The sequence below is a fragment of the Candidatus Nitrospira neuquenensis genome (assembly GCF_979578155.1).
Genome location: NZ_CEFZDU010000033.1, coordinates 183,576 through 207,670 on the forward strand (window position 1 = coordinate 183,576; position 24,095 = coordinate 207,670).

The window sequence follows — 24,095 nt, forward strand, 5'->3', positions numbered from 1 at the left end:
CCCACTGGGAGAGGGGCTGGGGTGAGGGTTGAGCCTCACCGAGGCTCAATGAAGGAGCTGGGGTATGGCGGGTGAGTGGCGCGAGCAGAGATGGGGTGACCTCGCGACCCTTGAGTATGGGCGGGCTTTGCGCGGACACGGGCAGAACGGCGGTCGATTTCGCGTCTTTGGGACGAATGGGCCGATTGGTTGGCACGACGAAGCGCTGTGTCCACACGCCGGCGTGATCATCGGACGCAAGGGCGCGTACCGGGGCGTCCACTATTCGCCCGCGCCCTTCTTCGTGATCGACACGGCCTTCTACCTGAGTCCGAAAACCCAGATCGACCTCCGCTGGGCTTACTACGAACTGCTGGCTCAAGACATCAACTCGCTGGACAGCGGGTCCGCTATCCCCTCAACAAGCCGCGAATCCTTCTACAGCTTGTCTGTTCGTGTTCCGCCCCTGCCCGAACAACGCGCCATCGCCCACATCCTCGGCACGCTGGACGACAAGATCGAGCTAAACCGGCGGATGAGCGAGACGCTGGAGGCGATGGCGCGGGCGCTCTTCAAGTCGTGGTTCGTGGACTTCCTGCCTGTGCGGGCGAAGATGGCGGCGAAGGAAAGAGATCCTTCGCTGCTTCTGCCGCAGGCTGAGCCCAATACATGGTACGTCTATGCGATCGAGTGCAACGATGGCAGCCTGTACATCGGTCAGACGGAAGACCTGCGGCAGCGATGGCTGCAACATGTCGGCGGCAAAGGTGCGAGTTGGACCAAGCAACACCCACCCGTGCAAGTGCCGTATTGGGAGAAGCAGCCATCGCGCGAAGCAGCGGTCGAACGCGAAAATTGGCTGAAGACCGGATATGGGCGCAAGTGGCTGAAGCACGAAATCGCCGCCCGCACGCAGACAGGCGACCCCGTCCGCGCCAAGGCCGAAGGCCGCCTGCCTGCCGGCAGGCAGGCGACCCCGGCGTGGCCAAAGCCCGGCGCGTGGTGCGCCTATGCGTTGGAGTGTGATGACAGCAGCATCTACATCGGGCACACAGACAACCTGGAGCGGCGTTTTGAGGAGCACCGGAAGGGTAAGGGCGCGGATTGGACCAAGCGGCATCCGCCGAAGCGCGTAGCCTTTTGGGAGCGGTGTGAGTCCCGGACGGCTGCTGTTGAGCGCGAGAAGAAGCTAAAGACCGGCTCAGGCCGAGAGTGGTTGAAGCTGGAAATAGCCCGACGGGATATTGCGGATGGCCTGCCCCAGCCCCTCGCCGACCTCTTCCCGGATTCCTTCGAGGACTCGGAGCTGGGGGAGATTCCGCGGGGGTGGGAGGTAAAGCGGCTGCCTGAGCTCATCGAAGTGAATCCACCCCGCGCGCTGCGTAAGGGCGAGGTTGCGCCTTACCTCGATATGGCAAACATGCCGACGCGCGGTCATTCGCCGGACTCGGTAATCGAGCGTTCCTTCGGGTCGGGGATGCGTTTCGTCAATGGCGACACGCTGGTCGCCCGTATCACGCCCTGCCTTGAGAATGGCAAGACCGCATTTGTAGACTTCCTCGCACCTGGCCAGATCGGCTGGGGATCCACTGAATACATCGTCTTGCGATCGAAGCCGCCATTGCCGGCAGAGTTCGCATACTGCCTCGCACGCAGCGATGGGTTCAGGGACTTTGCGATTCAGAGCATGACGGGGTCCAGTGGGCGGCAACGTGTGCCCGCGGAATCGCTTGACCACTACTTATTGACTTCCTGCCCGGAGCCGATTGCTCACGCATTCGGCAGTATCGTCGCGTCCATGTTCGCGCGCGCGAGCAAAGCTAGCGCGGAGTCTCGAACCCTCGCCGCCCTGCGCGACGCCCTGCTGCCCAAGCTCATCTCCGGCGAGTTGCGGGTGAAGGATGCGGAGGGATTCTTAAAGGAGCGCGCTCTATGACCGGAACGAATCAACAGCCCAAGGACTGCTTCGAGATTGGCGGTGAGGACCTGCTCGCGCCAGCCCCGGCTGAATCCGTTCAAGAGAGTGCAGCGGCTGAAGATACACCGCCTCTGCCGTTGCCACGCGAGACGCTCGACGATATCCGCGTCCGCGTCGGAACGCTCCTCAAGACCGAAACCGTGTCGTTCCTGCTCGGTGCGGGCGCTTCAGTGGATTGCGGGGGACCACTGATCGGCACGATCCCGCTGATGGTCGAGCAGGCCATCCTTAAGGAAGGCATTACGGGCGACAAGAAGCCGCGCATTCGACGCTGGCTCGTGATTTTCTACGTCGCGGTGCGACATTGCGCGGGCAACACGGACACGCCGATTACTCGTGACGAGATCATTGAACGTCGAGAAACACTGAGGGGCGCTCAGGTTGAAAAACTCTCGGCCAATTTTGAGCAAGTGCTTGCGACGCTGCATCGCTGGCGTGCGGCTCTCCCAAAAGCCGGAGGGCGGCTGCGTCTTGATGGCACCCCTGGGCTCGATGCCAAGTCGGAAGACCTCGACGAATGCCTGCATCACGCGACGCGTGCGCTGGCGCGAGCTTGTCAGCTTCCGACGTCCGGCAAAGAGGACGGACTCGCTATCTTCAAGGCCCTCGTGCGCAAGCTCCTCACGCGTCCGCTCAACCTCAAGCGCGTGAACGTCTTCACGCTCAACTACGACACGCTCGTTGAGCAGGCTTCTGACGCCGAGGGGGTCGTGCTGTTGGACGGCTTCGTCGGTACCCAGCGCCGCATCTTCCGGCCCGAGAGCTACGAGCAGGATCTCTACTTCCCGGCGGAGACGACGGAAGGCCGCGTCCACCGTTTCGACCGGGTGCTGCACCTCTACAAGCTGCACGGCTCGATCACGTGGACTGCGAACGAACCTTCGATTGACGATCCCTACGGCGTCCAAGCCGGTGTTTTCGACCAGGACGGGAAGCAACCTCTCCTGATCTACCCGACGCCAGCCAAATACGGCGAGACGCTGGGCTCGCCCTACTCGGAGCTGTTCCGCCGCTTCGCTGCCGCGCTCGCTCGGCCGCAGTCGGTACTGTTCGTGATCGGCTACGGCTTCGGCGACGAGCACGTGAACGCGGTTATCCGTCAGGCTCTCGCCGTGCCGAGCTTCACCCTCGTCATCGTGGATCCGGCGCCGAAGAGCGACTTCGTGAAGGCGCTACGGAAGCAGAAGGATCGACGCGTATGGATCGCGGAGGGGCCGAGACTGGGAACCCTTGCGGGGTTCGTGGAGCATGTCCTTCCCGACCTGCGGGACGAGGAAATCCGCAAGAAGGTGCTCGCCACCCACCGCGCACTCGCGAAGAACAGCCCCACGCAGGGGGACACTCCCAATGGCGACTGACTCAGAAATCGGGCGCGTGGTCGCCGTGGACACAGCCCAGGTCAGCATCGAGCTGAACCGCGACCTCAAGGGGATGAGCCGTAGCACCTATGAGGGCCCTCAGGAAGTCGGACGCATCAACTCCTACGTGATCATCCCAGTGGGCGCGCGGCGTCTCGTTGCGATGGTGACTCGCGTAGTGCTCGTAGAAGAGGCTGAGATGAAGGCCGACCGAACGATGGTGGCGCTTCCCGCCGCCCGGCGCCTGATGAAGGCGACACTCATCGGTACGATCGACGGCGAGAAGTTTCGGCAGGGAGTTTCGCTCTTTCCGGTGCTCGACAACCCGGTCCACCTGGCCGGAAGGGCTGACCTCGATGCGATTTTCGGCCCGATCGAGCAGGGCGCCACGGCAGCGCCCGACCCGAGTGAACCCGGCTACTGCATCCCCATTGGCGAGTCAGCCGTAGTGACAGGGAGGCCCATCCGGATCGACCCGAACGCCTTCTTCGGAAAGCACGCCGCCATCCTGGGCAGCACTGGCTCCGGCAAGTCCTGCACCATTGCCAGCCTGATTCAGTCGATTCACGAGCAGCCGGCCGTGAAGCGGACGACCGTCGTGATCCTGGACACCAACGGCGAATACCGCACTGCGTTCCAGAAACAGAAGGACGGTGGGGTTTGGGAGAATGCCGGCTCCGTCAAGGCTCTTTACATCCCGTCTGATCCCAGATTGGCGGCGGAGCGTCTTGCCATTCCGTACTGGTTCATGAACGCCGAGGATTTCGTGCGGCTCTTTCAGGCGCGCGAGGGACTGCAGGCGCCTGTTTTACTTCGAGCGTTGCGCCTGGCGCGCACGGGCGCGACGGACTCTAGTTCACCGGCTGCGGCACTCGAAGTGCTGAGAACTGCGTGTCGGCAGATTCTTGCGCTGATTGAAAACGACGCACCAAACCAGCAATGGGCAATTCCCACCAACGTTCAACAGCGATGTACCGACGGCCTCCGGTATCGAACGACATTCCCTGGCCATGTCCAAGCTCTCGACGAGGCGTTTGGTCAAGAGGTACTCACGAAATGGGAGACGGCACTTAACACGGTTCTAACTATCGCACAACAGGCAGGTCAGCAGGGCAACCAAGGTGGACTGGGTGGAACAAGACTGCAGCAGATTCGTAATGCCATTGACCCGGTCCTGGAAATGCTCAACCAGATCGTTGGCAATCGACCGGAGGGGAACGCTGACGTGAGCGCCGATCAGCCGCGGCGCTTTGATCGTGGCCAGTTCCTAGAGAGAGCCCTTGAAAGCGCCATGCGCGAACAGGTGGAGTCAGGTAACCCTGGGCGCGTACGGGATGCATGTGGGCCAATGTTTCTGCGCATCAGAAGGTATTTCGAAGACCCGCGCTTTCGGTTCCTGTTCGATGCATATCCAGACGCGTCACACATCCTCTCTGCGTTCCTTCGCGACACGCTTGGCATCGGCTTCTCCTCGGAAGTCTCGTTGTCGAACGAAACCGCGGTTCCGAAGTCGCGCCTCCCCTTCTACGACCGCCAGCGCGAGAAGGCCGGTGCTGTTGATGTTGTCATTCTGGACTTGAGCCTGCTCGCCGCGGAGGTGCTGGAAAACGTCACTGCGCTGATCGGTCGGCTCATCCTCGAGTTCCTTCAGCGGCTCGGCGAGCACGGCGGCGAAGGAGCGCGCGGCTCGCTCCCGGTCGTGCTTGTTCTGGAGGAGGCCCAGAACTACATCCAACAGCCACGATTCGCAGAGGAAGAGTCGATTGCCCGCGTCGTGTTCGAAAGGATTGCACGCGAGGGCCGGAAGTACGGCCTGAGCCTCGTCGTTGCTTCCCAGAGGCCGAGCGAGCTTTCGAAGACGGTGCTGTCGCAGTGCAGCAGCTTTATCGTGCACCGACTGCAGAATCCCGAGGATCTGCGGTACTTCAAGGAGATCGTTCCCGGCATCTACGGGCCGATGCTGGAGCAGATCCCGGCGCTCGCCCCGCAAACGGCGCTCGTCCTCGGCGAGTGCGTTCCAGCGCCTGCGCTTGTGAAGATTCGGGAGGCGCGGCCGGTGCCCAGAAGCCGCGATCCTCAGTTCTACCGTTACTGGGTGAGCGATGCTGCGCCGGCCGTCGATGTAGAGGGCATCTGCGCGCAGTGGGAAGGAAAGCGCGATGACGGTGATGAGCCCTCATCGGCAGGCGCGACCGATGAGGTCGAAACCTGATGACAACCTTCACCGAATCCGTCGTCGAATCCGCCGCTCTCGCCTGGCTCGAAGGCGCAGGCTGGCGGCCCCACGGCTTTCGATCAGCCGAACTGTACTCTTTCAATCAGCCGTACCATAACCTTGCAATCAGCCGGGCCAAGAGGTTACGATCAGCCGATGCCCGAGACGGACTTTTATCCCCGCTTCGCCGCCGATCGGTTGACCGAGGCGCTCCACGATTCGCCGGCGGTGCTGATCCACGGTCCGCGCCAGAGCGGCAAGACCACGCTCGCACAGCGTGTCGGCGCGCGCGCGGGTTACGCGTACCTGAGCTTCGACGACGATGCGATCCGCAGCGTCGCGACGACGGATCCGGTGGGCTTCGTCGCCGATCTGCCGCCGCGCGTGATCCTGGACGAGGTGCAGCACGTCCCGCAGTTGTTCGTCACGCTGAAGGCGGCGATCGACCGCGACCGGCGCCCCGGGCGGTTCGTGCTGACGGGCTCGACCAACGTGCTCCTGCTGCCGAAGCTCTCCGATTCGCTGGCCGGCCGCATGGCGATCGTGCGCCTGCATCCACTTGCGCAGTGTGAAATCGAGCGCACGCGGCCGTCGTTTCTCGAACGGCTGTTCGACGCCGGCTTCAAGATGCGCCCCTTCGAGCGCCTCGGAGCGGCCTTGGCGGAGCGCATCGTGGCCGGGGGGTACCCTGCCGCGCTCAAGCTTTCGGCCGGCCGACGGCGTGCACGCTGGTACGAAGCCTATCTGGAAGCGATCGTGCAACGGGACGTACGCGAACTCGCCCGCATCGCATCGCTCGATATCGTGCCGCGCCTGCTGGCTGCGGCGGCCGCGCAGACGGCACGGCTTGTCAACGTCTCGGATCTGGCCGCGCCGTTTGCGCTCAGCCGGCCGACGATCCGCGATTACCTGACCCTGCTGTCGCGCGTGTTTCTGCTGGAAGAACTGCCACCGTGGCACACCAACCGCCTGAGCCGGCTCGTCAAGACGCCGAAGCTGCATCTTGGCGATACGGGGCTCGCCTGCGCGCTGCTCGGTGCCGACGCAGCGGCGCTGAAGGCGGACCGCGCGCTGCTGGGACAACTGCTCGAGACCTTCGTGTTCCAGGAGCTCAAGCGGCAGGCGAGCTGGCATGAACGGGCGCTCGCGTTTCACCATTTTCGCGATCGCGACGGCTATGAAGTGGACATCGTGCTCGAACAGGGCGCGCACGCGGTGGCGGGGATCGAGGTCAAGGCGGCGGCCACAGTGACGGCCGCCGATTTCCGCGGCCTGCGCAAACTCAAGGACGCCGCCGGCCGGCGCTTTGCCTGCGGCGTGGTGCTCTACGATGGGGCGATGAGCCTGCGGTTCGGAGAAGGTTTCTTTGCCCTGCCGATCCGCGCGCTATGGGAGGCGCCGTGACGACCGCCTTCACCGAATCCGTCGTCGAAGAGGCCGCACTCGCCTGGCTGGAGAGCATCGGCTGGCGCATCGCCCACGGCCCCGACATCGCCCCCGACATGCCGGCAGCCGAGCGGCGCGACTATGGCGAGGTTGTCCTCGCGCAGCGGCTGCGCGACGCGTTGGCGCGGATCAATCCCGATCTCCCCGCCGAGCCGCTGGAGGATGCCTTCCGCAAGCTCACGCGGCCGGAGGGCGCGGACCTGATGCAGCGCAACCGCGCGCTGCACCGCCTGCTGGTGAACGGCGTGACCGTCGAGTACCGCACGCGCGAGGGCGAGGTTCGCGGCGCGCAGGCGCGGGTGCTGGACTTCGACGATCCCGCGGGCAACGACTGGCTGGCCGTGAATCAGTTCAGCGTCATGGAGAACAAGCACAGCCGCCGGCCGGACGTCGTGCTGTTCGTGAACGGCCTGCCGCTCGCGGTGCTGGAGCTCAAGAACGCCGCCGACGAGGATGCGACGATCTGGACCGCATTCCAGCAGCTCCAGACGTACCAGGCCGAGATCCCCTCGCTCTTCGCGCCTAACGGCGTGCTGGTCGTCTCCGATGGCGTCGAGGCGCGCGTCGGCGCGCTCGGCGCCGGGCGCGAGTGGTTCAAGCCGTGGCGCACGATCGCGGGCGAGCGGCTCGCCGATCCCCACATTCCCGAGCTGCAAGTTGTGAGCGAGGGCGTGTTCGCGCCGCGACGCTTCCTCGACCTGGTGCGCGACTTCATCGTCTTCGAGGACGACGGGAGCGGGCGCCTGGTCAAGAAGATGGCGGGCTACCACCAGTTCCACGCGGTCCAGGTGGCCGTGGCGGAGACGCTGCGCGCGGCGCAGTCGCGGGCCGCGGACCGGGTGGCCGAAGCGCCGGGCCGCTACGAGGCTGGCAAGCGGCCTGGCGGCGAGCCAGGCGACCGCCGCGTCGGCGTCGTCTGGCACACGCAGGGCTCGGGCAAGAGCCTGACCATGGCCTTCTACGCCGGCCGCATCATCCGCGAACCGGCGATGGGCAACCCGACCATCGTCGTGCTCACCGACCGCAACGACCTCGACGACCAGCTCTTCGGGACCTTCTCGCGCTGCCGGGACCTGCTGCGCCAACCTCCGGTGCAGGCCGCGAGCCGGGCCCACCTGCGGGAGTTGCTTGCCGTGGCCGCCGGGGGTGTGGTGTTTACGACGATCCACAAGTTCTTTCCGGAGGAGAAGGGCGACCGCCACCCGACCCTTTCCGAGCGGCGAAATATCGTCGTCATCGCCGACGAAGCGCACAGAAGCCAGTACGACTTCATCGACGGCTTTGCGCGTCACATGCGCGACGCCCTGCCGCACGCATCGTTCATCGGCTTCACCGGCACGCCGATCGAACTGGCCGACGCGAACACGCGGGCGGTGTTCGGCGACTACATCAGCGTCTACGACATCCAGCGCGCGGTGCAGGATGGCGCGACCGTGCCCATCTACTACGAGAGCCGGCTCGCCAAGCTGGCGCTCGACGAAGCGGAGCGCCCGAAGATCGACCCGGACTTCGAGGAGGCCACCGAGGGCGAGGAGGTCGAGCGCAAGGAGAAGCTCAAGACCAAGTGGGCACAACTCGAGGCCATCGTCGGCGCGGACAAGCGCCTGAAGATCGTCGCGCGGGACATCGTCGAGCACTTCGAGAAGCGGCTCGAGGCGATGGACGGCAAGGCGATGATCGTGTGCATGAGCCGGCGCATCTGCGTCGAGCTCTACCGCGAGCTGGTCCGGCTCCGTCCCGACTGGGCGCACGACGACGATGACAAGGGCGCGATCAAGGTCGTGATGACCGGATCCGCCTCCGATCCCACGGACTGGCAGCCCCACATCCGCAACAAGCCGCGGCGCGAGGCGCTGGCCAACCGCTTTCGCGACCCCGCCGATCCGCTGCGCATGGTGCTCGTGCGCGACATGTGGCTCACCGGTTTCGACGCGCCGAGCCTGCACACGATGTACGTGGACAAGCCGATGCGCGGCCACGGGCTGATGCAGGCCATCGCGCGCGTGAATCGCGTGTTTCGCGACAAACCCGGCGGGCTGGTGGTGGACTATCTGGGGCTCGCCCACGAGCTGAAGGCCGCGCTCGCGACCTATACCGAGAGCGGGGGCACCGGGCGGACGGCCCTGGATCAGGAGGAAGCGGTCGCGCTCATGCTGGAGAAGTACGAGGTCTGCTGCGGCCTCTTCCACGGCTTCGACCGGTCGCGCTGGACGACGGGCACACCGCAGGAGCGCCTGAGCCTCCTGCCGGCCGCGCAGGAGCACATCCTCGCGCTGGAGAACGGCAAGGACCGCTGCCTGCGGGCCGTGCGGGAAGTCTCCCAGGCCTTCGCGCTCGCGGTGCCACACGAGCAGGCGCTCGCCATCCGCGACGACGTGGCGTTCTTCCAGGCCGTGCAGGCGGTGCTCGCCAAACGCGCGCCGGGTGAGGTACGCCCCGAGGAGGAGCTCGACCACGCCGTCCGCCAGATCATCTCGCGCGCCGTAGCTCCCGAAGGCGTGGTGGACATCTTTGCCGCGGCGGGACTCCACAAGCCCGACATCTCCATCCTCTCCGACGAGTTCCTGGCCGAGGTGCGCGGCATGCCTCAGCGCAACCTCGCCGTCGAGCTTCTGCAGAAGCTGCTGAAGGGCGAGCTCGCCACCAGGCGGCGCAAGAACCTCGTCCAGTTCCGCTCCTTCGCCGAGATGCTGGAGCAGACAATCCGCCGCTATCAGAATCGAGCGATCGAGGCGGCGCAGGTGATCGAGGAACTCATCGCCCTGGCTCGCGACATGCGCGAGGCCAACGCCCGCGGCGAGAAGCTGAACCTGAGCGAGGAGGAGTTGGCGTTCTACGACGCGCTCGAGACGAACGACAGCGCCGTGAAGGTACTGGGCGACGAGACGCTCCGAACCATCGCGCGCGAGCTGGTCGCGACCGTGCGAAACAACGTGACCATAGACTGGACCCTGCGCGAGAATGTGCGAGCGCAGCTCCGCGTGCTCGTCAAGCGCATCCTCCGCAAGTACGGGTACCCGCCGGACAAGCAGGAAAAGGCGACGCAGACAGTGCTGGAGCAGGCCGCGCTCCTGTCTGCGGAATGGGCGGCCGCATGAGAGGGGCGTCTAACAACCGGTTGCCGCGGACGGCGCTGCGCGGCCCGCCGCTGAACCGGAGCGTTAGCTGGAGGAGGTAACCTCATGGCATCAAAAGCGCGCTCGAAGATATTTCCACATCTCTGGTATTCAAAGGAAGCTGAAGAGGCCGCGAGATTCTACGTGTCCATCTTTCCCGACTCACGGGTGGACCACGTGACGTCGCTTCTGAGCGAATCACCGAGCGGCCCGCCGGGATCGGTCAAGGTGGTTGATTCCACCCTGCTTGGCCAGCGCTTTCAGGCCATCAGTGCGGGGCCGCATCATGACTTCAACGATGCTATCTCATTGGTCGTGCTGTGCGAGGATCAGGCAGAAATCGACCACTACTGGAACACGCTCCTTGAGGGCGGCGGTAAAGAACAGGCATGCGGATGGCTCATCGATAGGTTCGGTCTCAGATGGCAAATCGTGCCCGCCATCTTGGATGAGATGATGCGCGATACAGATCCGGCCCGCTCGAAACGGGTCACCGATGAAATGTTGAAGATGGTGAAGATAGACATTGCCGCGCTTCAGAACGCTTACAACTCGTGAACACCAGCTAACAACCGGTTGCAGCGGACGGTCCGCTGCGCGGCCCGCCGCTGAACCGGGGCGTTGCGTTTCAGGCGAAGCTGAAGCTGTTGGCGACGAAAAAGGGGGCCTGATGGTCGATCGGCTCGAACCGACCACATTCAGCCCTGTCAGGGAGCAGGTGCCGTCATGGTGAGTGTTGGCGGAGCGCCTTCCTCATCTGCGCCGGGGGCAAGGCCTCGTCGTCGCGATCGGCCCGCCGAGCCAGCGCAGGCTGGTAGTCCTCACATTCCTCCAGGTACAGGTCCGGCGCCTTTGTGATGAAGTAGCTCTTCGGCCGCTCGGTTTCCTTGGCCAGGCGCTCCGACTTCCGATCCGCTTCCTCGTCGAGGCGCGCGGTGACCACCGCGCATGGCGATTTCCTCCTTGTGCAGTGGATGTCGTGCACGAACTCCAGAGGGGTGGGTTTGCAATTCTCCAGCAGGGGAAGCTGGGAATCGTGGAGGGCAGGGAGCCGGCGTCGCGTCGGCTACTTGGCCTGCGCCGGCGCCTTCTTCGCCGCGCCGATGGCGTCGAGGCCGGCCTGGGCGCAGGCGTCGTCGAGCTGCGTGCCGGGCGCCCCGCCGACGCCGATCCCGCCGACGGTCTCGTTGCCGAACTGGATCGGCAGCCCGCCGCCCAGGATCAGGACCTGATCGTTCATCTCCCGCAGCGCCTGCAGGTGGGGCATCTTCACCAGCAGCTCGCCCAGCTCGCTGGTCGGCCGGCCGAGGCTCGCCGCCGTGTAGGCCTTCTTCCTGCTGCTGTCGACGGTGTGGGGGCCGGCCCCGTCGCCCCGCAGCAACGCCCGCACCACGCCGCCCCGGTCCACGACCGCGGCGCTCACCCTGTATCCGTCCTGCATGCACTTCTCGACGGCCGCCGTCGCGGCCTTGATGGCCAGCGCGAGCGGCAGCGTCGCTTCGCGCGGCAGGTCGTCGGCCCGCGGGGCGGAAGGGAAGGCTCCCAGGACGAGGAGGGCCGCGAGCGCGCCGGAGATCAGGATGGATCGCATCATCATCCTCCCATCGGGTTGTGGAACGGGCCGCCGGTTGCTCACAGCATCCGGTGATTCGTGAAGGTCAGGCTCCGGACGGTCACCTCGCCGTTCTCGAAGGCGATGATCCGCCTGGTGGCGGGAAGGTCGGAGGCGTCCACGCGGACGTGCGTGTCGGTGAAGCTCTCGACGTTGGTCAGCTTCCCGTCCTGCGGTGAATAGTAATAGACGGTGTAGCGCGTCGTCAGGAACTTGCCCTCCTTCGTCACCATGCTGTCCTCGACGTTGATGGTGAAGGCGAAGGGCGGCATGCCGGCATGGCCCATCTTCCGGTTGATCTGCAGGATGCGGTCGTCCTTGATCCGGTAGAAGGAGTGCATGCCGTCGCCGTGGATGTCGAGGCGCCGGCCGAGGGGGTGGCCGCCGTCGTCGCCCAGCGTGAGCGCGTACTTGCCGTCCGACTCCTCGAAGCTCCGCGGCCCGCGATGGACGGCGATCATCCCGATCTGGTTCTCGGCCCATTTCTGAATATCCGCGTCCGGCAGGGACACGGACAGGTCGCGCGGGCCCTTCACCGTCACGCCGCCCTTCACTTCCTTGCCGTTGACGTTGACCGTCAGGTCGGCCGTGAAGCCCTTGAAGCCCGCCTGCCAGCGGGCGGTGTTCTCGAAGGCCCGGCGCAGCAGTTCGCGGGCGGCCGGATCGTCTTTCACGTCGGTCTTGGGGGCGTCATGTGCCATGGTCGGTGCTCCTTCCGTTGGGGCGGTGAGTGGGCATTATAGGGTGGCGCCGCCTAGCTCCACAACCCGGGAATCGTCGTCCCGCAGCGGGAGCAGGCCCCGTCCGTGAGCGCGGTGCGCAGGATCCGATACCCGGACCGCTCGATGACGGCCATGCTGCAGCCCGGGCACCACGTATGCTCGTAGGGGCCGACGCGTCCCGGCAGGTTGCCGGCATAGACAAACCGGAGCCCGCTCCGCCGGCCGATGTCGGCCGCCCGGATGAGCGCCCGCGCGCTGGTGTTGTCGGGCTCCAGCATCTTGTAGTCCTTGTGGAAGGCCGTGACGTGCCAGGGCAGGTCCGGGGAGACCGAGGTGAGGAATTCCGTCATGGCCGAGAGTTCCTGCTCGCTGTCGTTGAAGCCGGGGACGATCAACGTCACGACCTCCACCCAGAAGCCCAGGGCGACCAGTCGTCGGATCGTGTCCAGGACGCCGGCGAGCTGCCCTCCGAGCTTGCGGTACTCCTCCTGGGAGAAGCCCTTGAGGTCCACCTTGTAGCAGTCCACCCAGGGCCGGATGTGGGCGAGGACCTCGGGTGTCCCGTTGCCGTTGGAGACGTAGGCGGTGCGGAGGCCACGCGCCTTGGCGAGCCGAAAGATGTCCAGCGCCCACTCCGTCGTGATGAGGGGCTCGTTGTAAGTGCTGGCGATGACCGGTGCGCCTGCCTCCACTGCCAGGGCGACCAGCCGCTCCGGAGCGAGGGGCGTGATGGACCCGATGGCGTCCGGGTCCCGGCCCGCCTGCGAGGTGAGCCAGTTCTGGCAGTACCCGCAGTGATAATCGCAGCCCAGCATGCCGAAGCTGAGGGCGGCGGCGCCGGGGAGCACGTGGAAAAACGGCTTCTTTTCAATCGGGTCGCACTGCAGCGCGCCGACGTAGCCCCAGGGGACGAGCAGGCGGTTCCCCTCGTTGACCCGCACCTTGCAGATGCCGGCGCGGCCGTCCCGGATCACGCACCGGTGGCCGCAGGCCAGACAAACGACTTCCCCCCTGTCCGGTCGAGACTCATAGAGCTCGGGATCGGCGTCCCTGGTGTAGGGCTTGAGCCGGTTGAGGAAGGTGGCGGCGGCTGTCGTCGGAAGGGGCATGGCGGCAAAATTATAGGCGGCGGCCGATGGTCGCGCAAATCTGGGCGGGGCGGCCGGTCCATCCCCTTCAGGTTGTGGCACAAAAGTCAAGCATTATCAATGTGTTGCCATGGTCTCGCCGCAAACCCTCACTATTTCATGGGGTTGCCGCGTTTTCCTGCTGACAATCGGCCATTTGAGGGGTATAATACGCCTCCGTTTCCCTGGGAGCGGAAGCCCGCTTTCCGAGGGATGATGCCAACCTGACTGAGAAAGGACGGGCGGGATGGAACGACGGGCGGCTTCCCATACGGAAGAGGAAGAGATGAATCAGCGGCGTCGGCTGCTGAACCTGGCCCGAAAGGGCGACCCGAAGGCCATCGAGCGCCTCTTCGAACTCTATCAAGTCCGGGTCTACAGCGGCGCGACCCTGAAGAAGCGGGGGCGTCTGCCCGCCTGGCCCTCGCCGCATCCGAAACCGGAAGCCGCCGTTGCGCTCAAGCGCATCGCCCGCAAGCGTGCCAGGTCCGCCGCCCGCCCGTCCCGCCGCCTTCCCGCCTCCGGCAAGGCGGGGCGGAAGCGCTCCCACCGCTGACCGGTCGAGGGCTACTGGACGGCCACCCGCAGGCCGCCGCCCGCGAGGTACCGTGCGATGCCCTCGGCCGTGCCCCAGGGTCCTTCGTAGACGGTCGCGCTGCCTTCGTGGTCGATCTTCCAGGCCAGCTCGAAGGCGCGGGCCGGGTTCATTCCCGGAATCGCCTCGCAGAAGAGCTGGATCACCTGCTGATAGGTGTGGCAGTTGCAGTTGTAGACGACGACCCGCGCCTCGAGGTTGTCGCCCGCCCCCGTGCCCTGCTCTTCGCGAGTGTCCGGAAGGACAACGGTCATGCCGCCGTCGGCCATGGGCCGTATTCTATCAACCCCGCTCCCGGCTTGCCAAGCGAGCCGGTCCCGCGCCGCGATCCTCTGCCAAGCGGCCTCAATAGCCCTCGCGCGCGATCCAACGATTGGCCAGGGCGGTCCCGTCTCGATCCAGACTGCGCGTCAACAGGTCGAAGTGCGGCCGCGAATCGGTCACGGCCTCCAGTTCCTGTGCGAGGCAGAGCCGGACGGTCCAGGCCAGAGATGCGGAGGTCTTCACCAGGGCCAGCGCGTACTCATGCTCGTAGCCGGCTTCGAGGTCCAGGCGCCTGCCGCTCAGCTCCGTCAGCCGTCGCCAGGAGCAGGGCGCATCCCGCCGCGCCGACTCGGTGAGCCGCAACAGCGCCGCAGGGCCCGGGACGAGCGTCGAGCCGATCCTCATGCTGTGGGTCAGCTCGAAGAGCCCCCGCTGGAACCGGCGGTCGTCGAGCAAGGCCCGGTGGAACAGGCCCCGCCATGTCGGGTCGGCCAGGTCGCGGTCGATCGCGGCGATCAGGGCCGCGTCCGGCGGACCGCTGACCGCGTGGCCCTGGACGAGACGGCCGGCGGCGACGAGCGCCGGGTGGGCATCGCCCATCCGGTCCGCATGGGCCGTGGTTCCGGTCAACGGCGTGACCTGGAGGGCCATGAAGTCGCGAAAGTGGACCGACGCGTAGTCTTCCAGCAGGCGCGCGAGCGTCCGCTCGTGGCAGAGGTGGAAGGGATAGTAGAGGGCCCGGCGGCCAGGCGGGTTCAGTGACAAGGCGGCCGCCTCTGTGGTACCGTGACGCCCCTCGTGAGGCGCATGCGGCTCCACCCATGACGAAACACGGATCCCCCTCCTGGACGGCCTGGGTCTGGCGCGCCCTCTCCCTCTTCATCCCGGCCGCAGTCGCGCTCGAGCTGGGCCACGCCGATCCCACCGCCGTCTTCCTGACCTCCGCCCTGGCGATCGTGCCGCTGGCGGGCCTCATGGGCCGGGCGACCGAGCACCTGGCGACCCACGTCGGAGCGGGGCTCGGCGGGCTGCTGAACGCTTCGCTGGGCAACGCGGCGGAGCTGATCATCGCGCTCGTCGCGCTCAAGGACGGCCTGCACGACGTCGTCAAGGCCTCCCTCACCGGCTCCATCATCGGCAACGCGCTGCTCGTGCTCGGCCTGTCCATGGCGGTGGGCGGGGTCCGGTACGAGCGCCAGCGGTTCAACCGGACGGCGGCGGGCACCGGCGCCAGCCTGCTCCTGCTCTCGGCCATCGGCCTGGTGATTCCCGCCCTCTTCCACTGGACGGCCCCGCAGCAGGGAATCGAGGTGGAGCGCGAGGTGAGCCTGGAGATCGCCCTCGTCCTCTTCGCGATCTACCTGCTCAACCTGGTCTTCTCCCTCCGGACCCACCAGCACCTCTTCGCGGGGGAGGAGGGCGAGGGGGCGGAGCAGTCCGGCGACCGCCCGTGGAGCAAGGCCAAGGCCCTCTGGGTCCTGGCCGGGACGACCCTGGCCGTGGCCGTGATGAGCGAGCTGCTCGTCGGCGCCATCGAGCCGGCCGCCGAGGCGCTGGGGCTCACCCAGGTCTTTGTCGGCGTCATCCTGGTGGCGCTCGTCGGTAACGCGGCCGAGCATTCGACGGCCGTGCTGGTCGCCATGAAGAACAAGATGGACTTGGCGCTGGGCATCGCCATGGGCTCCAGCCTGCAGATCGCGCTGTTCGTCGCGCCGGTCCTGGTCTTCGCGAGCTACCTGACCGGCATGCCGCTGGACCTGATCTTCACGCCCTTCGAGGTGGCGGCGGTGACGATCTCCGTGCTGGTGGTGGGGTTCGTGGCGATGGACGGGGAGTCCCACTGGATGGAGGGGATGATGCTGGTGGGGGTCTATCTCATGCTCGCAATCGCGTTCTACTTCCTCCCGGCCTGACGCGCCCTCGGGCGCGGGGGCCGGCTCACCACTTGTCCATGTCGATCACCTCGGTGGCCTCCCAGAGGTGCTTCCACTCCTTCTCGGCCAGGTCTACCTCATCCGGCTCGTCGGGGTTCTTGGGGCGGGGCTTCGCCTGGGCCTCGGACGGCGGAGCGGCCGCAGGGGAGGCCGGCTCGGCCTCGGGGGACGGCGGCCGGACGCGCTTCTTGGATGGATCCATGTTGACCGGCATGGCGACCTCGTGGGACGGGCCCTGGTGTCTAGAGGGTTTCCTACCGCCCTTCCCGTGCCCCTGTCAAGGGGCGGGCGGCGGGACGGGGAGCGCGCCCCCGTGGTCGTTCAGCGTTGACTCGGCCGGGGGCGGCTGCTAGAGTCGGCCGCGTCCCGATCCCGCGGAGGCCCGGATGGTGCTCAGCGCCAAGGTGCTCTGGCCGCTCTTCCCGCTGCTCCTGCTGGTCGTGGTCGTCTGCCTCACCTGGGCCATGGTCCGGGTCGTCCGCCGGGCGGACGATCGGAAGACCGTCTGGCTCCAGGCCGCGGCGCTCGGCTGTTACCTGCTCGCGGCGGTGGCGGCCCTCGCGAGCGAGCGTGGCGTCGTGTCCGCCCATCTTCACCGGCCGTTCTCGCTGCTCACCCAGCTCGCCCTCGCCCTGGCCCTCTTCCACGTCTGGAGCCGGGACCGCTCGCTCGTCGCGCTGAACGCCTCGGCCTGGGCGGCGATCCTGGCCGACACGGCCTTACACTACCTGCTCGCCCGATAGCGCCGCCCCGCGGTCACAGCAGCTCCACCGCCACCGAGTCGGCGTAGCGCCGCCCACGGTCCGTGAGCCGGATACGGCCCGCCCGCTCCTCCAGGAGGCCGGCCGCGACGAGCCGGTCCACCGCTTCGCCCGCCTCCGGCGGCACCTCGCTCGCCGCCCGGCCCTCCGTCAGGCGCAGGCCGAAGACGAGCGCCTCGCGACGTCGCCGCGCGGCGTCCAGCCGTTCCGACTCCGCGACGGGCGAGGCCCCGGCGTCCAGCGCCCGCCGCCAGTCCGCGAGCGACTCCTGGTTTCCGAACCGGCGGCCGTCCAGATAGGACTGGGCGCTCGGCCCCAGGCCCAGGTACTCGCCGTCCCGCCAGTAGAGCAGGTTGTGGCGGCAGGCGAAGCCGGGCCGGCACCAGTTCGAGATCTCGTACCGCTCGAAGCCGGCGTGGGCCAGCCGCGACGCGGTCTCCTCCTCCATCGCGAGCTGCGCCTCCGGGTCCGGCTCCACGGCCTCACCGCGCCGCGCGTCCACCGCGAGCCGCGTCCGCTCCTCGATCGTGAGCGCGTAGGCGGCCAGATGGTCTGGCTGAAGGGCCAGCGCCGCCTCCAGCGTCGCGCGCCAGTCCGCCGGGCCCTGCCCGGGCAGCCCGTAGATCAGGTCCAAGTTGAGGTTGGCGAACCCGGCCGCCCGCGCCGCCGCGACGGCGACCCGCGTCCGGTCCGGCGCGGTCCGGCGGCCGACCCGGACCAGGGCGTCGGCGTCCATGGATTGGACGCCGAGGCTGATCCGGTTGAACCCGGCCGCGACGAGCCGGCCGAGCCCCTCCGGCGTGACGGAGTCGGGGTGGGCCTCGACGGTGATCTCGGCATCGGGGGCGACGTCGAACCGCTCGTGGAGCCGGTCCAGGATGTCGGCGAGCTGGTCGGGGGCGAGCGTCGTCGGCGTGCCCCCGCCGACGTAGATCGTCTCCAGGACCCGCCCGGCGAGGGTTCCATGCGCCGCGTGCCGGGCGATCTCCCGATCCAGGGCCGCCAGGTAGACCAGGACGCGGTCCTCGCGGTGGATCTCCAAGGAAAAGGCGCAGAAGTGGCACCGGGCGACGCAGAAGGGGACATGGAGGTAGAGGCCGAGCGCCATGGGGTGTTCCGGTCCGGGCGAGCCCGCCGCCGGTCAGTTCAGCTTCGGGAGGGGGCCCGCCACGTCCTTCGTCAGCACGATCTCGACCTCGTCCGTCGGGGCGGCGCCGCGGTTGCGGACGCGCGCCGTCCAGGAGGGGTGGCGTCGCAGGGTCTCGAAGATGAGCTTCAGCAGTTCGGGCTTGATCCGCTGATCCCAGTCGCGGAGCCAGGCGTAGTTGTCCTCCTCGCCCTCGTAGTCCTCCGGGAACGCCGCCTCCAGGCTGAATCGCAGCCGGAACTCCCGCTCTTCCTGAAACATGCACCCTCCGCGCCGAGCCGGCCGCCCGTTGAAGCCGGGCGGGCCGCTCTCTATAATGGCCCCGTCACGATCACTGAGAGGGAATCCATGCCCATCTTCGAATACCTGTGTCGGGAATGCAACCACCGGTTCGAGCTGATCGTCAACGGCGCGACCGTCCCCGCCTGTCCGGCCTGTCGCGCCACCAGGCTGGAGAAGCAGATCTCCGCCTTCGCGGTCGGCGCGACGGGCGCGCCTCCCCTGGCGTCGGGCGGCGGGGCCTGCGGAAGCTGCGGCGACCCGCGCGGGCCCGGCGCCTGCTCGATGAACTGAGGCCGCCGCGCCGGCGGGGCGGGTCGGCCGTCGGACCGGCAGGTGGGCGCGAAGGCCTTCCGCAGCGCCTCCTGGCGATCGGCGGATCGGCTCGGCGAGGATGCCCCCTCGCGAGGCGGCGGAGGCCCCATGACCGAGATGACGGAGACTGCCGACCAGATCCTGCAGCGGGCGATCCAGACGCTCTCGCGGACCGATCCCCTCGTCAAACTGGTCCCCCAGGTCCGGCTCGGAAAGATGCAGCCGAGCGATCGGGGGCTCCAGGCCGTCACCGAGTCCTGGCTCGCGACCTACCGCCAAGTGCTGGAATCGAGCCGGGCCCTGGACCGGGCTTCGCTCCGGCGGCTGGACCCGGCGCCGCGGGTCGCGGTCCTGGTCGAGGCCGGGGTGATCGGCTCGGACCATCCGGCCGCTGCGGCCCTGGCGGAGACCTTCGCCGCGCTTCTGAAGGAGGCTCCCACTCCATGACCGGCGCTCGCACCCTGCTCGCCGCGGTCCTCTTCCTGATCGTCCCGGCCTTCTCCGGGGCGGAGCCGTCCGGTACGCGCCCCCTGATCGGGCTCGCCAAGCACGAGACCGAGCGGGCCATCCCGCCGGAGACGACCCTGTTGGAGGAGCCGCAGGCGATCGAGCGGTTCCTGGCGGAGCTGGACGGCCAGCCGCCGGACTGGGGGACTGTGCTCGGTCACCACGAGGGAAGCCACGACGCGCGGCTGTTTGCCCTGAACCGCGAGCGGGACGCCGCGCGGGCGGGCAAGGCCGGCCTCGGCCGGCGCGTGACCTTCCTCTGGGACGGCGAACTGTCGGGCTACGAGGCCGCGCTCGGCGGCTACCGGGTGGCGATCGGCCCGCGGATGATCCCCACCGCCTGGGGGCTGGTCCGCTTCAAACCCGAGGGGCTGCCCGCGACCCTGGTGGCGGGCCCGCCGCCGGCGCTGAAGGAATTCCTGAAAACGAAGCAGGCGGCCGGCGGGACGGTCACGATCGCGGTCGCCATGACGGGCCGGCTCGTGCCGGAGGAGTCCATCGTCTACGACATGGCGCACGGCGAGACGGGCCGCGGGCTCATCATGCCGGTGGTGCTGGTCGAGCGGCTGGATTACCTCTATTTCCAGGATCAGTAGTCGTCCCGGGCGCAGCGGAACCCGGTCCCGCTGGCCCGGTCGGCGGGAAAGCCGTAGTCCCGGTCCGTCGTCCGCATGCTCTTCGCCGGCTTGAGCCAGGAGCCGCCCCGGACGACCTTCAGCAGGACGCCGTCGGGGCCCTGGGGATCGGCGGGCGGGGCCTTGAGATAGGCGTAGGGCTCGTACCAGTCCGCTACCCACTCCGAGGCGTTCCCCGCCATGTCGAGCGGCCCGTAGGGGCTCGCCCCGGCCGGCAGCGACCCGACGGGCAAGGTCAGCACCTCGCCCTTGACGCCCCGCTCCTTGGCGATCCGCGCGCCCTCTCCCCTGACCCAGAAGTCCAGCCAGTCCTCGCGGTCCTTGAACTCGACGGTCCGGCCGACCCAGTAGCTCGCGCTGTTGGCGCGGCTCGGGTCCCATGCGTCGCCCCAGGGATAGCGGCGGCCGTCCGTGCCGCGCGCCGCCTTCTCCCACTCCGCCTCCGTCGGCAGGCGCTTGCCCGCCCAGCGGCAGTAGGCCAGGGCGTCGTCCCAGCTCACGTTGACGACCGGATGGTCGGCTATCCCCGCCAGCGGGGCGCCGTGCTCCCAGAGCGTGGCGGCGGGGTTCGGGTTGGCAGGGGGACGGTGGCCGGTCGCGCGGACGAAGCGCTCGTAGGCCCCGTTGGTGACCTCGCGGCGGTCGATCCAGAAGGGGCTCAGGTAGACCAGCCGCTGCGGCGACTCGTCGTCGAACCCGCCGGCCCCCGCGGGGCTGCCCATGAGGAAGTCGCCCGCGGGGATCAGGACCATGTCGGGGGAAGTGGCGGACGACGAGGCCGGCGTCGAGCCCGCGGCAGCCGTGAGCTGGACCGCCATGACGAGGGCCGCCAGGAGGCGGCGCGGCGTCACGCTTCCCGGAGTCCGCAGCAGCGTGCGATGCCGTCGCGGAAGTAGAGCCAGTGCGTGAGGGCTTCGTTGAGGGCGTCGAGGACCGCCTGTTGCTGCTCGGCCTCGACGGCGTGGGCCAGGATGATCTGGTAGGCGGCCTGCCGGTGCCCCGGCTCGACCATGTGGTGGGCACGGACGAGGTCCATGTACTCCGGGGCGAGCCCCTGGTACTGAACGAGGGGATGCTTCATCACCAGGTCTTCGATCTCGGCGGGCGTCTTCGGCTTCGAGCCGTGCAGGATCTCCTGACGGTCGTTGACGCTGCCCTCAACGAAGATCGTCAGGACCGCGACGCCCGTCACCCAGTCGCGCTCCATGGTGACGCAGTCCAGCCATTCGCGGTAGACACGGCTCGCGGAGAGCAGCTCCACGTCCCGGAACTCGCTCCGGGCGAAGCCCAGCCCCATCATCATGGTCAGGAACAGCTCGGGATGGGGCCGGCCGAGCGACAGTCCGCCCGTGTCCTCCTCGTAGATGTTCTTGGCCAGCAGGCTGCGGACCTCGCGGGGCGGGTTCTTGCCGTAGGTCCGCGCCAGGAGGACGGGGAAGTCCCGCACGTACACCGCGTACTCCTGGCGGAAGTGGATCTTGAGCTGGTCGCGCGTGATCTTGTTGCTGCTGAAGTAGGGCCACGCCCAGTGGTTCTTGCGGTCCATGACGGAGAGCAGGCGGTCGCGGAACTGTTCGGGCGAGAGCTTTTTCACCAGGCCACCTCGTGTGACGGGCGCGCCGGCGGCGCATCTGCTTGCATTGTACACGCTCGGCCGCTAGAATGCGCGCGACCCGGCGACGATCCTCCCATGGAACCGATCACGCTTCAGAACCCCGAGGCCATCCTCGACTTCCTCGCGGATGTGTCGCTGCGGGGGAAGGGTTTCACCACGGACTGCCTGCTGGACTATGCGCTGGACGAGGGATTCACCGAACCCATCTACCTCAACGCCAGCGGCGAGGACCCCGACGCCTTCTACAAGGGCCGGGCCAACGCCTGGGCCCTCTACCAGGTGCGGGAGTGGAAGCGGGTGTTGACCGTCTCGGGCGGGCCGGGCAAGGAGCGTCGCGTCCAGATCACCGAAACCCCCTGACCGGTCCCCCGGTCCGCGCCCCGCGCCGCCCGGCACGGGCCTGGTGCCCCGCCCCCAAAGGCGCTAGTCTACGAGCCGTCCCCGGAAAAATCAACGAAGATCATCGCTTGCGAGGGGGGCCGGCCCCTCGTAGAATGGGTGTGGCCGGGCCGACCGTCCGGGAGAGCGTCCATGGCCAAGGTCAAGCTCATCGAGCCGCAGGACGTGGGCGAGCTGGCGCTGATCAAAAGCCTGCTCGATGGGAACGGCATCGGCTACTTCGTGCAGAACGAGCACCTCGGCAGTCTGCTCCCCGGCGTTCCCTTCGCGGCCTGCGTGGTCATGGTCGAGGACTGGGACCTGGACCGGGCGGGCACTCTGCTGGCCGGGCTGGCGGCCTCCGACCGGGCGGACGAGGCCGGCTGACGGCCCTACTTGTACCAGCCGGCGATGAGGACCCCCTCCTCGAAGTAGAGATAGCGGTGGCTGACGTCTGAGGGGCTCCGCCAATCCTCGTAGATCCACTCCTCGCGTCTCAGCCCGTCCTTGGTGTAGCTCACGTTGATCGTATAGGGGCCCCCCCAGGCCTGGAGCACCTGCTCCCTGGTCATGCCGACCACGACCCGCTTGTCCCGGATATGCTTCTCGAAGGTCGGGTCCAGGAGGATCGGGGCGTACCGCCAGGCGAGCATCGCCGCGAACAGCAGGGCGAAGATGGCGTAGAGGGTCAGGCGGACGCGCGGACGGCAGAGGAACGGCTTGGGGGGCGAAGGGGCCTGCGGCTGGGCGTCGGGAGCCGGCGCGGCCGGTGTGAGGTCGGCGGCCAGCGGCGCGTCGCGGGTTTCGGTGCGGAGCGACATGGGCGGCAGTCTATCGGACGGCGACTCGGAGCGTCAAGGCGTGTGACGGAGCGGGAGGCGGTCCGTCGCGTCCGCGCCTCCCGCTCCGCGGGTTGGGAGATAAGGGAGGAAGAATGTTCGTCGAGGTGGACGGCAACCCCAACTGCGAGCGGCCGGTGTTCGCGCGGTTCAAGGCGATCGGCCCGGCGCGGCGGGTCGTGCAGGTGCGCTGCTTCGACCGGGACAGCCGCGGCGAATGGTGCTGGGTCACGGGCTGGCGCGACGACCCGGACGAGCCGACCTGCCCGGCCTACGCGCGGGTCGTCGAGGATTCCGGCGCCGGCCTGGCCTACCTGGTGTACGGCGGGAACTGGGGCCTCCGGCTCAAGCCCGTCGCGCAGGACGAGGCGTGGGACCTCGACAGCCGAAACCAGTGGGGCGAGCCTTACCTCTCGCTGGCGGACGCCTCCGACCTGAAGTTTGCGGAGGAGTGAGTCCGGCTACTCGGCGTACTTGGGGACGGGAATCTTCTTCATGGGCGGCGGCGGCGGGGCGGGACGGTCGGCGAACTCCTTGGAGTAGGGGTTCATGATCGGCTCGTGGGTCAGCTTCGCGCGCCGCTTGGCCATCTCCAGACTCTGGACGCTGATCTCCATCCGGTCGATCAGGGCCTGGGTCGTCAGGAAGTCCGGCAGCCCCTGCAGCGAGAAGAGCTGGTAGGCCAACGACCAGTCCAGCCGGTCCTTGTTGCGCTCGCGGACCAGGGCCCGGGCCTCCGGCGACGGGGGGCCCTTGAAGAGCAGCACCCAGAGGTTCGAGCGGAAGGCCGGCGCCGCAGGGTCCTCGGAAGGCCGGAACTCCGGCACGAGCTTCGGGATGCGCTCGATCGGGACCGGCGGCGAGAACTCGATGTCCACCAGGCTCACGGAGAGCGTCGGGAAATCGGAATGGTCGGTCAGGTCCCGCACGTAGCTGAAGGAATAGCGGATGTCCACGCCGTCCCGCTTGTAGTTGTAGACGTCTTCGCCGTTCTGCGGGGAGATCAGCTTCTTGTAGAACTTCTCCCAGTCGGCGAAGCTGTAGTAGTTGAACACGCGCAGCGCCGCCTTGCGGTCCCGCACGGCGTGGGGCGGGCCGAGCTTCTCCCGCAGCTCCGCCTGGGTCAGACCGAGGTACCCGTCTTCGAAATAGGGGGAGGCCGTGACCGGCGCGGGGCGAAGCGCCGACGCGCAGGCCAGCGTCAGGCACAGGGCGAGGACGATGCGCGGGACCGGCGACGGCATGGCGGGTGCGGGTGTCATCCTGAACCGAC

Annotated in this window: 28 protein-coding genes and 1 pseudogene; 16 read left to right on the forward strand and 13 right to left on the reverse strand. The window is 67.6% G+C overall.

Features of this window, described 5'->3' with window-relative positions:
• Positions 1-64 precede the first annotated feature (64 nt).
• The 7 genes and pseudogenes from AC1U7O_RS11750 to AC1U7O_RS11780 all read left to right on the forward strand — a co-directional run.
• A pseudogene (locus tag AC1U7O_RS11750) lies at positions 65-847 on the forward strand (GIY-YIG nuclease family protein); the annotation flags it as partial.
• An 84-nt stretch (positions 848-931) separates the two neighbouring features.
• Positions 932-1,915: a GIY-YIG nuclease family protein gene (locus AC1U7O_RS11755; RefSeq protein ID WP_479895040.1), complete on the forward strand. Its 984-nt coding sequence runs from the start codon at positions 932-934 to the stop codon at positions 1,913-1,915.
• Entirely contained in the window at positions 1,912-3,315 is a 1,404-nt protein-coding gene (locus AC1U7O_RS11760) for an SIR2 family protein (protein ID WP_479894967.1), read from the forward strand. The genes AC1U7O_RS11755 and AC1U7O_RS11760 overlap by 4 nt, the downstream gene beginning before the upstream one ends.
• Positions 3,305-5,527: an ATP-binding protein gene (locus AC1U7O_RS11765; protein ID WP_479894968.1), complete on the forward strand. Its 2,223-nt coding sequence runs from the start codon at positions 3,305-3,307 to the stop codon at positions 5,525-5,527. The genes AC1U7O_RS11760 and AC1U7O_RS11765 overlap by 11 nt, the downstream gene beginning before the upstream one ends.
• 159 nt (positions 5,528-5,686) lie before the next feature.
• On the forward strand, positions 5,687-6,934 hold the full coding sequence (locus AC1U7O_RS11770; protein ID WP_479894969.1) for an ATP-binding protein: 1,248 nt from the start codon (positions 5,687-5,689) through the stop codon (positions 6,932-6,934).
• Positions 6,919-10,074, forward strand: a complete 3,156-nt coding sequence (locus AC1U7O_RS11775; RefSeq protein WP_479894970.1) for a type I restriction endonuclease subunit R — start codon at positions 6,919-6,921, stop codon at positions 10,072-10,074. Before AC1U7O_RS11770 ends, AC1U7O_RS11775 begins: the two co-directional genes overlap by 16 nt.
• A gap of 84 nt (positions 10,075-10,158) precedes the next feature.
• Positions 10,159-10,650 (forward strand): VOC family protein, encoded by a 492-nt coding sequence (locus tag AC1U7O_RS11780; RefSeq protein WP_479894971.1) that lies wholly within the window; start codon positions 10,159-10,161, stop codon positions 10,648-10,650.
• A 166-nt stretch (positions 10,651-10,816) separates the two neighbouring features.
• Here AC1U7O_RS11780 and AC1U7O_RS11785 read toward each other — a convergent pair whose 3' ends face one another.
• From AC1U7O_RS11785 to amrS, 4 genes are all read right to left on the reverse strand, one after another.
• Positions 10,817-11,035: a DNA-binding protein gene (locus AC1U7O_RS11785; protein ID WP_479894972.1), complete on the reverse strand. Its 219-nt coding sequence runs from the start codon at positions 11,033-11,035 to the stop codon at positions 10,817-10,819.
• A gap of 123 nt (positions 11,036-11,158) precedes the next feature.
• On the reverse strand, positions 11,159-11,686 hold the full coding sequence (locus AC1U7O_RS11790) for a GlcG/HbpS family heme-binding protein (RefSeq protein ID WP_479894973.1): 528 nt from the start codon (positions 11,684-11,686) through the stop codon (positions 11,159-11,161).
• Positions 11,687-11,724: 38 nt separating this feature from the next.
• The gene (locus AC1U7O_RS11795) at positions 11,725-12,405 is read right to left on the reverse strand and encodes a DUF3386 family protein (RefSeq protein ID WP_479894974.1); all 681 of its coding nucleotides are present in this window, start codon (positions 12,403-12,405) and stop codon (positions 11,725-11,727) included.
• Positions 12,406-12,458: 53 nt separating this feature from the next.
• Positions 12,459-13,535, reverse strand: coding sequence for an AmmeMemoRadiSam system radical SAM enzyme (amrS, locus tag AC1U7O_RS11800; RefSeq protein ID WP_479894975.1), 1,077 nt, complete (start codon positions 13,533-13,535; stop codon positions 12,459-12,461).
• Between the two features lie 265 nt (positions 13,536-13,800).
• Between amrS and AC1U7O_RS11805 the strand changes: the two genes are divergently transcribed.
• Positions 13,801-14,109: a hypothetical protein gene (locus tag AC1U7O_RS11805; protein WP_479894976.1), complete on the forward strand. Its 309-nt coding sequence runs from the start codon at positions 13,801-13,803 to the stop codon at positions 14,107-14,109.
• Between the two features lie 11 nt (positions 14,110-14,120).
• Here AC1U7O_RS11805 and AC1U7O_RS11810 read toward each other — a convergent pair whose 3' ends face one another.
• Both AC1U7O_RS11810 and AC1U7O_RS11815 read right to left on the reverse strand, forming a co-directional pair.
• Positions 14,121-14,417, reverse strand: a complete 297-nt coding sequence (locus AC1U7O_RS11810) for an ATP-dependent Clp protease adaptor ClpS (protein WP_479894977.1) — start codon at positions 14,415-14,417, stop codon at positions 14,121-14,123.
• Positions 14,418-14,493: 76 nt separating this feature from the next.
• The gene (locus AC1U7O_RS11815; RefSeq protein ID WP_479894978.1) at positions 14,494-15,177 is read right to left on the reverse strand and encodes a hypothetical protein; all 684 of its coding nucleotides are present in this window, start codon (positions 15,175-15,177) and stop codon (positions 14,494-14,496) included.
• Positions 15,178-15,233: 56 nt separating this feature from the next.
• On the opposite strand from AC1U7O_RS11815, the gene cax reads away from it, so the two are divergent.
• Positions 15,234-16,325 (forward strand): calcium/proton exchanger, encoded by a 1,092-nt coding sequence (gene cax / locus AC1U7O_RS11820; protein ID WP_479894979.1) that lies wholly within the window; start codon positions 15,234-15,236, stop codon positions 16,323-16,325.
• Between the two features lie 25 nt (positions 16,326-16,350).
• Here cax and AC1U7O_RS11825 read toward each other — a convergent pair whose 3' ends face one another.
• Positions 16,351-16,560, reverse strand: a complete 210-nt coding sequence (locus AC1U7O_RS11825) for a hypothetical protein (RefSeq protein WP_479894980.1) — start codon at positions 16,558-16,560, stop codon at positions 16,351-16,353.
• A 172-nt stretch (positions 16,561-16,732) separates the two neighbouring features.
• Between AC1U7O_RS11825 and AC1U7O_RS11830 the strand changes: the two genes are divergently transcribed.
• Entirely contained in the window at positions 16,733-17,089 is a 357-nt protein-coding gene (locus tag AC1U7O_RS11830; protein WP_479894981.1) for a hypothetical protein, read from the forward strand.
• A 13-nt stretch (positions 17,090-17,102) separates the two neighbouring features.
• Here AC1U7O_RS11830 and hemW read toward each other — a convergent pair whose 3' ends face one another.
• Positions 17,103-18,215 carry a radical SAM family heme chaperone HemW gene (gene hemW, locus AC1U7O_RS11835; RefSeq protein WP_479894982.1) on the reverse strand — a complete coding sequence of 371 codons (1,113 nt, stop codon included), beginning with the start codon at positions 18,213-18,215 and terminating at the stop codon, positions 17,103-17,105.
• A gap of 33 nt (positions 18,216-18,248) precedes the next feature.
• Positions 18,249-18,515: a hypothetical protein gene (locus tag AC1U7O_RS11840; RefSeq protein ID WP_479894983.1), complete on the reverse strand. Its 267-nt coding sequence runs from the start codon at positions 18,513-18,515 to the stop codon at positions 18,249-18,251.
• A gap of 87 nt (positions 18,516-18,602) precedes the next feature.
• Here AC1U7O_RS11840 and AC1U7O_RS11845 point away from each other — a divergent pair, with 87 nt between their 5' ends.
• From AC1U7O_RS11845 to AC1U7O_RS11855, 3 genes are all read left to right on the forward strand, one after another.
• Entirely contained in the window at positions 18,603-18,827 is a 225-nt protein-coding gene (locus AC1U7O_RS11845) for an FmdB family zinc ribbon protein (RefSeq protein ID WP_479894984.1), read from the forward strand.
• A 129-nt stretch (positions 18,828-18,956) separates the two neighbouring features.
• Positions 18,957-19,295, forward strand: a complete 339-nt coding sequence (locus AC1U7O_RS11850) for a hypothetical protein (RefSeq protein ID WP_479894985.1) — start codon at positions 18,957-18,959, stop codon at positions 19,293-19,295.
• Positions 19,292-19,951 (forward strand): hypothetical protein, encoded by a 660-nt coding sequence (locus tag AC1U7O_RS11855; protein ID WP_479894986.1) that lies wholly within the window; start codon positions 19,292-19,294, stop codon positions 19,949-19,951. Before AC1U7O_RS11850 ends, AC1U7O_RS11855 begins: the two co-directional genes overlap by 4 nt.
• Here the strand turns inward: AC1U7O_RS11855 and AC1U7O_RS11860 are convergent.
• Both AC1U7O_RS11860 and AC1U7O_RS11865 read right to left on the reverse strand, forming a co-directional pair.
• Positions 19,945-20,841 (reverse strand): formylglycine-generating enzyme family protein, encoded by an 897-nt coding sequence (locus AC1U7O_RS11860; protein WP_479894987.1) that lies wholly within the window; start codon positions 20,839-20,841, stop codon positions 19,945-19,947. The two genes, AC1U7O_RS11855 and AC1U7O_RS11860, sit on opposite strands and share 7 nt — an antisense overlap.
• Entirely contained in the window at positions 20,838-21,584 is a 747-nt protein-coding gene (locus tag AC1U7O_RS11865) for an iron-containing redox enzyme family protein (RefSeq protein WP_479894988.1), read from the reverse strand. The genes AC1U7O_RS11860 and AC1U7O_RS11865 overlap by 4 nt, the downstream gene beginning before the upstream one ends.
• A 96-nt stretch (positions 21,585-21,680) precedes the next feature.
• Here AC1U7O_RS11865 and AC1U7O_RS11870 point away from each other — a divergent pair, with 96 nt between their 5' ends.
• A complete protein-coding gene (locus tag AC1U7O_RS11870; RefSeq protein ID WP_479894989.1) occupies positions 21,681-21,965 on the forward strand; it encodes a hypothetical protein in 285 nt (94 codons plus the stop codon).
• Between the two features lie 171 nt (positions 21,966-22,136).
• Entirely contained in the window at positions 22,137-22,370 is a 234-nt protein-coding gene (locus AC1U7O_RS11875; RefSeq protein ID WP_479894990.1) for a putative signal transducing protein, read from the forward strand.
• A 5-nt stretch (positions 22,371-22,375) separates the two neighbouring features.
• Here the strand turns inward: AC1U7O_RS11875 and AC1U7O_RS11880 are convergent, their stop codons facing one another.
• Positions 22,376-22,804: a hypothetical protein gene (locus tag AC1U7O_RS11880; RefSeq protein WP_479894991.1), complete on the reverse strand. Its 429-nt coding sequence runs from the start codon at positions 22,802-22,804 to the stop codon at positions 22,376-22,378.
• 113 nt (positions 22,805-22,917) lie between these two features.
• Between AC1U7O_RS11880 and AC1U7O_RS11885 the strand changes: the two genes are divergently transcribed.
• Entirely contained in the window at positions 22,918-23,277 is a 360-nt protein-coding gene (locus AC1U7O_RS11885) for a hypothetical protein (RefSeq protein ID WP_479894992.1), read from the forward strand.
• Positions 23,278-23,283: 6 nt separating this feature from the next.
• On the opposite strand, the gene AC1U7O_RS11890 is transcribed toward AC1U7O_RS11885, so the two are convergent.
• Positions 23,284-24,084, reverse strand: a complete 801-nt coding sequence (locus AC1U7O_RS11890) for a hypothetical protein (protein WP_479894993.1) — start codon at positions 24,082-24,084, stop codon at positions 23,284-23,286.
• Positions 24,085-24,095 lie beyond the last annotated feature (11 nt).

Excerpts from the sequence above, each read along its gene's own strand:
- AC1U7O_RS11845 (WP_479894984.1), top strand. The coding sequence starts at position 18,603 with ATGCCCATCTTCGAATACCTGTGTCGGGAATGCAACCACCGGTTCGAG.
- hemW (WP_479894982.1), bottom strand. The coding sequence starts at position 18,215 with ATGGCGCTCGGCCTCTACCTCCATGTCCCCTTCTGCGTCGCCCGGTGC.
- AC1U7O_RS11760 (WP_479894967.1), top strand. The coding sequence starts at position 1,912 with ATGACCGGAACGAATCAACAGCCCAAGGACTGCTTCGAGATTGGCGGT.
- AC1U7O_RS11880 (WP_479894991.1), bottom strand. The coding sequence starts at position 22,804 with ATGTCGCTCCGCACCGAAACCCGCGACGCGCCGCTGGCCGCCGACCTC.
- AC1U7O_RS11850 (WP_479894985.1), top strand. The coding sequence starts at position 18,957 with ATGACCGAGATGACGGAGACTGCCGACCAGATCCTGCAGCGGGCGATC.
- amrS (WP_479894975.1), bottom strand. The coding sequence starts at position 13,535 with ATGCCCCTTCCGACGACAGCCGCCGCCACCTTCCTCAACCGGCTCAAG.
- AC1U7O_RS11830 (WP_479894981.1), top strand. The coding sequence starts at position 16,733 with ATGGTGCTCAGCGCCAAGGTGCTCTGGCCGCTCTTCCCGCTGCTCCTG.
- AC1U7O_RS11840 (WP_479894983.1), bottom strand. The coding sequence starts at position 18,515 with ATGTTTCAGGAAGAGCGGGAGTTCCGGCTGCGATTCAGCCTGGAGGCG.
- AC1U7O_RS11875 (WP_479894990.1), top strand. The coding sequence starts at position 22,137 with ATGGCCAAGGTCAAGCTCATCGAGCCGCAGGACGTGGGCGAGCTGGCG.
- AC1U7O_RS11855 (WP_479894986.1), top strand. The coding sequence starts at position 19,292 with ATGACCGGCGCTCGCACCCTGCTCGCCGCGGTCCTCTTCCTGATCGTC.
- AC1U7O_RS11825 (WP_479894980.1), bottom strand. The coding sequence starts at position 16,560 with ATGCCGGTCAACATGGATCCATCCAAGAAGCGCGTCCGGCCGCCGTCC.
- AC1U7O_RS11885 (WP_479894992.1), top strand. The coding sequence starts at position 22,918 with ATGTTCGTCGAGGTGGACGGCAACCCCAACTGCGAGCGGCCGGTGTTC.
- AC1U7O_RS11870 (WP_479894989.1), top strand. The coding sequence starts at position 21,681 with ATGGAACCGATCACGCTTCAGAACCCCGAGGCCATCCTCGACTTCCTC.
- AC1U7O_RS11810 (WP_479894977.1), bottom strand. The coding sequence starts at position 14,417 with ATGGCCGACGGCGGCATGACCGTTGTCCTTCCGGACACTCGCGAAGAG.
- AC1U7O_RS11805 (WP_479894976.1), top strand. The coding sequence starts at position 13,801 with ATGGAACGACGGGCGGCTTCCCATACGGAAGAGGAAGAGATGAATCAG.
- AC1U7O_RS11775 (WP_479894970.1), top strand. The coding sequence starts at position 6,919 with ATGGGAGGCGCCGTGACGACCGCCTTCACCGAATCCGTCGTCGAAGAG.
- AC1U7O_RS11890 (WP_479894993.1), bottom strand. The coding sequence starts at position 24,084 with ATGACACCCGCACCCGCCATGCCGTCGCCGGTCCCGCGCATCGTCCTC.
- AC1U7O_RS11795 (WP_479894974.1), bottom strand. The coding sequence starts at position 12,405 with ATGGCACATGACGCCCCCAAGACCGACGTGAAAGACGATCCGGCCGCC.
- AC1U7O_RS11765 (WP_479894968.1), top strand. The coding sequence starts at position 3,305 with ATGGCGACTGACTCAGAAATCGGGCGCGTGGTCGCCGTGGACACAGCC.
- AC1U7O_RS11770 (WP_479894969.1), top strand. The coding sequence starts at position 5,687 with ATGCCCGAGACGGACTTTTATCCCCGCTTCGCCGCCGATCGGTTGACC.
- AC1U7O_RS11790 (WP_479894973.1), bottom strand. The coding sequence starts at position 11,686 with ATGATGCGATCCATCCTGATCTCCGGCGCGCTCGCGGCCCTCCTCGTC.
- AC1U7O_RS11780 (WP_479894971.1), top strand. The coding sequence starts at position 10,159 with ATGGCATCAAAAGCGCGCTCGAAGATATTTCCACATCTCTGGTATTCA.
- cax (WP_479894979.1), top strand. The coding sequence starts at position 15,234 with ATGACGAAACACGGATCCCCCTCCTGGACGGCCTGGGTCTGGCGCGCC.